General features: G+C 71.0%; 5 protein-coding genes. 4 read left to right on the forward strand and 1 reads right to left on the reverse strand.

Annotated elements, in window-relative coordinates; genetic code table 11:
• Window positions 1-185 precede the first annotated feature (185 nt).
• Window positions 186-1,676 carry a catalase gene (locus HMPREF0731_RS15215; protein WP_007005054.1) on the reverse strand — a complete coding sequence of 497 codons (1,491 nt, stop codon included), beginning with the start codon at window positions 1,674-1,676 and terminating at the stop codon, window positions 186-188.
• A gap of 99 nt (window positions 1,677-1,775) precedes the next feature.
• Here HMPREF0731_RS15215 and HMPREF0731_RS15220 point away from each other — a divergent pair, with 99 nt between their 5' ends.
• From HMPREF0731_RS15220 to HMPREF0731_RS15235, 4 genes are all read left to right on the forward strand, one after another.
• Window positions 1,776-2,717, forward strand: coding sequence for a LysR substrate-binding domain-containing protein (locus HMPREF0731_RS15220; protein ID WP_007005055.1), 942 nt, complete (start codon window positions 1,776-1,778; stop codon window positions 2,715-2,717).
• Between the two features lie 102 nt (window positions 2,718-2,819).
• Window positions 2,820-3,860 carry an ABC transporter substrate-binding protein gene (locus tag HMPREF0731_RS15225; protein ID WP_007005056.1) on the forward strand — a complete coding sequence of 347 codons (1,041 nt, stop codon included), beginning with the start codon at window positions 2,820-2,822 and terminating at the stop codon, window positions 3,858-3,860.
• Between the two features lie 7 nt (window positions 3,861-3,867).
• Window positions 3,868-6,066: an ABC transporter permease gene (locus tag HMPREF0731_RS15230; protein WP_007005057.1), complete on the forward strand. Its 2,199-nt coding sequence runs from the start codon at window positions 3,868-3,870 to the stop codon at window positions 6,064-6,066.
• On the forward strand, window positions 6,063-6,894 hold an 832-nt coding region (locus HMPREF0731_RS15235), incomplete at its 3' end, for an ABC transporter ATP-binding protein (RefSeq protein ID WP_007005058.1). The genes HMPREF0731_RS15230 and HMPREF0731_RS15235, both read left to right, overlap by 4 nt.

Consider the following 6,894-nt stretch of genomic DNA (forward strand, 5'->3'; position numbering starts at 1 on the left):
CGGGCGCGGCATGCTGCAAGGCGGCGGACATGGGCGGCTCCAGGCAGGTCAGAGGCCGGGGGAGGAGGCGCGGGCCGGCGAAGTCAGGGCCGGCCCGCCCCCGGTCGGCGCCGGCGGCAGGGGTATCAGTGGCCGCCGCGCCCCGGGTCAGGGGAGGGGGCGCGGCGCGTCCCCTCCGGTTCGGCTCACTCGGCGGCCTGCGCGTTGGTCGGCGCGGAATCCGCCTCCGGCTGCAGGTGCTTCAGCGCCTCGGCCACGCCGGCGGCATAGGCCGGGTCCACCTTCTCGAAATGCCCGAGCTGCCGGTCGATGATGAATTGCGGCACGCCCTGCATGGCGCCGGCGATGTTCTTGAACAGCCGCTGCTGCTGCTCGGCGCCGAGCAGGTGGAACAGCGCGCGGGGCTGGCTGTAGTCGTCATTGCCCTCGCGGTGGTTGTAGCGGTCGGCATCGCCGGTGATGCGCAGCGGCGGCTCCTGGGCGGACTTCGCCTCGACCGGGCCGTTGAAGGAGTTCGGCTCGTAATAGGCGTCCGTCCCCACCGGCGCGTCGAAGCGCATCGACCCGTCGGCGTGGTAGTGGTGCACCTGCGCCTTCGGGCGGTTCACCGGCAGCGCCTCGTAATGCGTGCCGACGCGGTAGCGATGCGCGTCCGCATAGGCGAAGATGCGGCCCTGCAGCATCTTGTCCGGCGAGAAGCCGATGCCCGGCACGATGTTCGAGGGCGAGAAGGAGGACTGCTCGATCTCGGCGAAATAGTGCTTGGCGTTGCGGTTCAGCTCGAGGATGCCGACCTCGATCAGCGGGTAGTCGCCATGCGGCCAGACCTTGGTCAGGTCGAACGGGTTGTAGGGCGTCTTCTCCGCGTCCAGCTCGGGCATGATCTGCACGCACATGCGCCAGCGCGGGAATTCGCCGCGCTCGATCGCCTCGTAGAGGTCGCGCTGCGAGCTTTCGCGGTCCTGGGCGATGACGGCGTTGCCCTCGTCATTCGTCCAGGTCTTGATGCCCTGCATGCACTTGAAGTGGAACTTCACCCAGTAGCGCTCGCCGGCATCGTTCCAGAAGGAGAAGGTGTGGCTGCCATAGCCGTTCACGAAGCGGTAGCCCTGCGGCAGGCCGCGATCGCTGAACAGGATGGTCACCTGATGCAGGCTCTCGGGCGAGAGCGACCAGAAATCCCACATGGCGGTGGGCGAGCGCATGTTGGTCGCCGGGTGGCGCTTCTGGGTGCGGATGAAGTCGGGGAACTTCACCGGGTCGCGGATGAAGAAGACCGGCGTGTTGTTGCCGACGAGGTCCCAATTGCCCTCCTCGGTGTAGAATTTCAGCGCGAAGCCGCGCACGTCGCGCTCGGCATCCGCCGCGCCGCGCTCGCCGGCGACGGTGGAGAAGCGCAGCAGCACCTCGGTCTGCTTGCCGATGCCGTCGAACAGCTTCGCCTTGGTGTATTTCGTGATGTCGTTGGTGATGGTCAGGGTGCCATAGGCGCCGGAGCCCTTGGCATGCACCACGCGCTCGGGGATGCGCTCGCGGTTCTGGTGCGCCAGCTTCTCGATCAGCTGGTAGTCCTGCAGCAGCAGCGGGCCGCGCGGCCCGGCGGAGAGCGAATTCTGGTTGTCGGGCACCGGGGCGCCGGCGGTGGTGGTCAGGATCGGGCGCGGGGTCTCGGACATTCTGGCAGCTCCTCTGGCAGGGGTGCGAACTGACTTAACAGCCTCGCTTCGATCGGTTAAATCGATCTTGTATTTTCGTGCGATAGGGAAAACCGAAGAATGCCGGTCCCCCCCTCGACGCTCGCAGGCCTGTCGCTGCGGGACCTCGAATATGCCGTGACCGTTGCGGAAATGCGACATTTTGGGCGTGCCGCGGAGCGCTGCGGCGTCAGCCAGCCGGCGCTGTCGGAGCAGATCCGCAAGCTGGAGGCGCTGCTCGGCGTCGCCCTGTTCGAGCGCGCCGCCCGCCGGGTCGAGGTGACCCCGCAGGGCGAGGCGCTGCTGGCCCAGGCCCGCGCCGTGACGCGGGCCGCGCGCGGGCTGCTCGACCTCGCCCAGCAGCAGGCCGAGCCGCTCTCCGGCCCGCTGCGGCTGGGGGTGATCGCGACGCTCGGCCCCTACTACCTGCCGGGCGTGCTGCGCGCGGTGCGCGACCGCTTCCCCCGCCTGGTGCTGCGGCTGCAGGAGGGGCGCACCGCCGCCCTGGTGGCGGCGCTGGAGCAGGGCGAGCTGGACGCGGCGCTGATCGCCCTGCCGGCCCCCACCGACAGCCTGGCCGCCGCGCCGCTGTTCTTCGAGCCCTTCCTGCTGGCCTGCCCGCAGGGCCATGCGCTGCTCGACCAGCCGGAGCTGACGCTGGCCGACCTGCGCGGCAGCGACCTGCTGCTGCTGGAGGAGGGGCATTGCCTGCGCGACCAGGCGCTCTCCCTCTGCGCCATGCCGCGCGGCGAGCGCGACGGCCGCTTCGCCACCAGCCTGGAGATGCTGCGCCACATGATCGCGGCCGGGGAGGGGATTTCCCTGTTGCCGCAGCTGGCGGCGCAGGGGCGCAGCGACCTGGGCGGGCTGGTGGCGCTGCGCCGGCTGGAGGATGCCGAGGCCGGGCGGCGCATCGGCCTGGTCTGGCGCGGCACCGATCCGCGGCGCGAGAGTTTCCGCGCCCTGGCGGGCTTCCTGCGGGAGACGGCACCGCTGCCGCCCGCGCCGGAGACCGCCTCCTGACGGCCATGCCCCCTGTCCGCATTGTGAATGTGACAATTTTGTTGCATTGAGGGCCCCGCCAGCTCAAACGCGCCGCCCCGAAGGGCGGAGAGGGGGAGACCCATGACCACGATCTCGCTGCGCCGCGCCCTGCTGGGCGCCGGCTTCGTTCTGGCCGCCGGCCTGGCGGCCAAGCCCGCCGCCGCCCAGGGCAGCCTCAACATCTACTGCTCCGCCCTGGTCGAATGGTGCCAGGCTGCGGCCAATGCCTTCTCGCGGGACACCGGCATCCGCGTCAACATGGCGCAGAAGGGCAGCGGCGAGGTGCTGGCGCAGATCCGCGCCGAGGCGCAGAACCCGCGCGGCGACATCTGGTATGGCGGCACCGGCGACCCGCACCTGCAGGCGGCCGAGGACAATCTGAGCGCCGAATACCGCTCCCCCCTGCTCGACCAGCTGCATGACTGGGCGCAGAAGCAGGCGCGCGATTCCCAGTACCGCACGGTCGGCATCTATGCCGGCGCGCTGGGCTTCGGCTTCAACACCGAGCTGCTGGCCCGCCGTGGCATCCAGCCCCCGGCCTGCTGGCGCGACCTGCTGACCGCGCCCTATCGCAACGAGATCCAGATGGCCAACCCGCAGTCGAGCGGCACCGCCTATGTGATGATCGCGACGATGGTGCAGGTGATGGGCGAGGAGCCGGCCTTCGACTATCTCCGCCAGCTGCACCGCAACATCAACGCCTATCCGCGCAGCGGCACGGCGCCGATCAAGGCGGTGGCGCGCGGCGAGACGGGGGTCTCCATCTCCTTCGTGCATGACGTGGTGACCGAGCGGCTGGGCGGCTTCCCGGTCGGCTACGCGGTGCCCTGCGAGGGCACGGGCTATGAGATCGGCTCCATGTCGATCATCCGCGGCGCCCGCAACGAGCGCAACGCCCGCCGCTTCTACGACTGGGCGCTGTCGCCCGAGGGGCAGCGCGTGGCGGCCGAGGCGAAGTCCTTCCAGACCCCCTCCAACCGCAACACCCCGGTGCCGCCGGAGGCGCCGCAGATGAGCCAGATCCGCCTCATCGACTACGACTTCGCCAAGTATGGCACCAGCGCGGAGCGGCGGCGGCTGATCGAGCGCTGGGACCGCGAAGTCAACAGCCTGCCGCGCTGATCCGACCATGCGCGCAGCCGGCCTGTCCGGCGCGGCGATCACCCTGGTCGCCGCGCTGCTCCTGCCCTGGTATCTGCTCCAGGACGGGATCCTCACGACTCCCCTGGCCGGCTTCGCCTGGCTGAACGACCCCGACTACGCGCCCGCCTTGGGCCAGGCGCTGACCCAGGGCCGCTGGTGGCTCTGGCCGGCGGTGCTGGCCCCCCTGCTGGCGCTGGCGGCGGGGCTCGCCCCCCTGCCGCGCGCCCGCCGCGCCGATCTCTACCTGCTGGCCGGCGGGCTCGGCCTGCTGCTGCTGGTGGCGCAGGGCGAGGCGATCGGCGTGCGCGGCTGGAACCATGCCTGGCTGGAACCGCTGCTCGGCCCGATGGAGGACCGGCAATTCGGCATCGGCTGGGGCGGCAGCGTGGTGGCGCTCGGCCTCTGCCAGGTGCTGGCGGCGGGGCTGGCCGGGCGTGGCGCCTTCCGGGGCGATGCCTTCACCGCCAGCGCGGCGATGGCCATCGCCGTCGGCGTGCTGCTCTTCACCTTCCTGCCCATCGCGGCGCTGCTGGGCGATGCCTTCCGCGACCCGGCCGGCGCCTTCAGCCCGCTGGCCTCGGCGCCGCGGCTGCTGGATGACCGGCTCTGGGGCCTGGGCTGCCTGGTCGGCGCGCCGCGCTGCGGCGTGGTGTGGAACACCGTCTTCCTGGCGACGCTGGTGGGCTTCGGCACCACCGCCCTCGGCCTCGCCTTCGCGCTGCTGGTCACCCGCGGGCGGCTGCGCTACGCGGCGCCGCTGCGCTGGCTGACCGTGCTGCCCATCGTCACGCCGCCCTTCATCCTGGGCCTCGGGCTGATCCTGATCTTCGGCCGTTCCGGCCTGGTCTCGCTGGCGGCGGCCAACTGGTTCGGCATCGAGCTCGGCCGCTGGATCTATGGCCTGCCGGGCCTGCTGCTGGCGCAGCTCTTCGCCTTCACCCCCATCGCCTTCCTGGTGCTGATCGGCGTGGTCGAGGGGCTGTCGCCGACGCTGGAGGAGGCGGCGTCGATGCTGCGCGCCTCGCCGGAAAAGACCTTCCGCACCGTCACCCTGCCGCTGCTGATGCCGGGTCTGGCGAATGCCTTCCTGCTCGGCTTCATCGAGAGCATCGCCGATTTCGGCAATGCCGTGGTGCTGGGCGGCAGCTTCAACGTGCTGGCCACCGAGATCTTCTTCGCCGTGGTGGGCGCCCAGGCCGATCCGGGCCGGGCGGCGGCGCTGTCGCTGGTGCTGCTGGCGCTGGCCTGCCTGATCTTCATCGCGCAGCAGCGGCTGACGGGGGGGCGCAAATCCTTCGTCTCGATCGGCGGCAAGGGCGATTCCGGCCTGCCGCCGGCGCTGCCGCCGCGTATCCGCCGGCTGTGCCTGTCGCTGGCGCTGCCCTGGGCGGGGCTGACCATCGCGCTCTATGTGCTGGCCATCTCCGGCGCCTTCGTCGAGATCTGGGGCCGCGACTACACGCCGACGCTGCGCCACATGGTCAAGGCCTTCGATTTCGAATGGGCGGACGGGCTGCAGCTGACCGGCATGGCCTGGAACAGCGTGCTGACCACGCTGGAGCTCTCGGCCATCGCCGCCCCCATCACCGCCATGCTCGGCATCCTGGCGGCCTGGCTGTTCAGCCGCACCCGCTTCGCCGGGCGGGGCTTCCTGGAATTCGCGACCCTGCTCTCCTTCGCGGTGCCGGGCACGGTGATCGGCGTCGCCTATCTGCGCGCCTTCAACCTGCCGCCGCTGGAGCTGGCGGGGACGGGGGCGATCATCGTGCTCTGCTTCATCTTCCGCAACCTGCCGGTGGGCTTGCGCTCCGGCATGGCGGCGATGGCGCAGATCGACCGCTCGCTCGACGAGGCCTCGCACACGCTGGGCGGCGGCGGAATGGACGCCTTCCGCCGCGTGCTGATGCCGCTGCTGCGCCCCGCGCTGATCGCCGGCCTCACCTACGCCTTCGTCCGCGCCATGACGACGATCAGCGCGGTCATCTTCCTCGTCACCGCCGAGACCGAGCTGGCGACCGTCTTCATCGTCAACCGTGTCATCAATGGCGATTACGGCCTGGCCATCGCCGTCGCCGTCGCGCTGATCGTGCTGATGCTGGCCGTGCTCGGCCTGGCGCAGCTGGCGGTCGGCCGCCGCCGCATCGGCCGCCGCGCCGCCACTCCCGTTGCAGGAACCGCCGCATGAGCCGCGCCGCCGAGATCCGCTTCAACAACGTCGTCAAGCGCTTCGGCACGGCGACCGCGGTGCGGAACGTGTCCTTCACCATCCCCGCCGGGCAGCTCTGCACGCTGCTCGGCCCCTCGGGCTGCGGCAAGACGACGATCCTGCGCATGGTGGCGGGGCTGGAATACCCGACCGAGGGCCAGGTGATGATCGGCGGGCGCGACGTCTCCGGCCTGCCGCCGGCCGAGCGCGACGTCTCCATGGTGTTCCAGTCCTACGCGCTGTTCCCGCATATGAGCGTGCTGGAGAACGTCGCCTATGGCCTGACCGTCTCCGGTCGCCCGAAGCGAGAGGCGGCCGAGGCGGCGAAGGCCGCGCTCAACTCGGTCGGGCTGGCCGGCTTCGACGCCCGCCTGCCCTCCGAGCTGTCGGGCGGCCAGCAGCAGCGCGTGGCGGTCGCGCGCGCGCTGGTGCTGGAACCCTCCGTGCTGCTGTTCGACGAGCCGCTCTCCAACCTCGACGCCCGCCTGCGCCGCCACATGCGCGAGGAGATCCGCGAGCTGCAGCAGCGCCTTGGCGTCACGGTGGTCTATGTGACGCATGACCAGAGCGAGGCGCTGGCGATCAGCGACAAGATCATCGTCATGAACAACGCGGTGATCGCGCAGGAGGGCACGCCCTCCGAGCTGTATGACGCGCCGCGCACCGCCTTCGTCGCCGGCTTCATCGGCGATGCCAACCAGCTGCCGGTGACGATCGGCCGCATCGAGGGCGAGCTGGCCGAGGTGCTGCTGGGCGAGGCGCGGCTGACCCTGCCGCATCGCGGCCGGGCACCCGGCGCGGCGCAGG

The sequence above is a fragment of the Pseudoroseomonas cervicalis ATCC 49957 genome, from assembly GCF_000164635.1.
Classification (GTDB): Bacteria; Pseudomonadota; Alphaproteobacteria; order Acetobacterales; family Acetobacteraceae; genus Pseudoroseomonas; species Pseudoroseomonas cervicalis.

Excerpts from the sequence above, each read along its gene's own strand:
- HMPREF0731_RS15215 (WP_007005054.1), bottom strand. The coding sequence starts at position 1,676 with ATGTCCGAGACCCCGCGCCCGATCCTGACCACCACCGCCGGCGCCCCG.
- HMPREF0731_RS15220 (WP_007005055.1), top strand. The coding sequence starts at position 1,776 with ATGCCGGTCCCCCCCTCGACGCTCGCAGGCCTGTCGCTGCGGGACCTC.
- HMPREF0731_RS15225 (WP_007005056.1), top strand. The coding sequence starts at position 2,820 with ATGACCACGATCTCGCTGCGCCGCGCCCTGCTGGGCGCCGGCTTCGTT.
- HMPREF0731_RS15230 (WP_007005057.1), top strand. The coding sequence starts at position 3,868 with ATGCGCGCAGCCGGCCTGTCCGGCGCGGCGATCACCCTGGTCGCCGCG.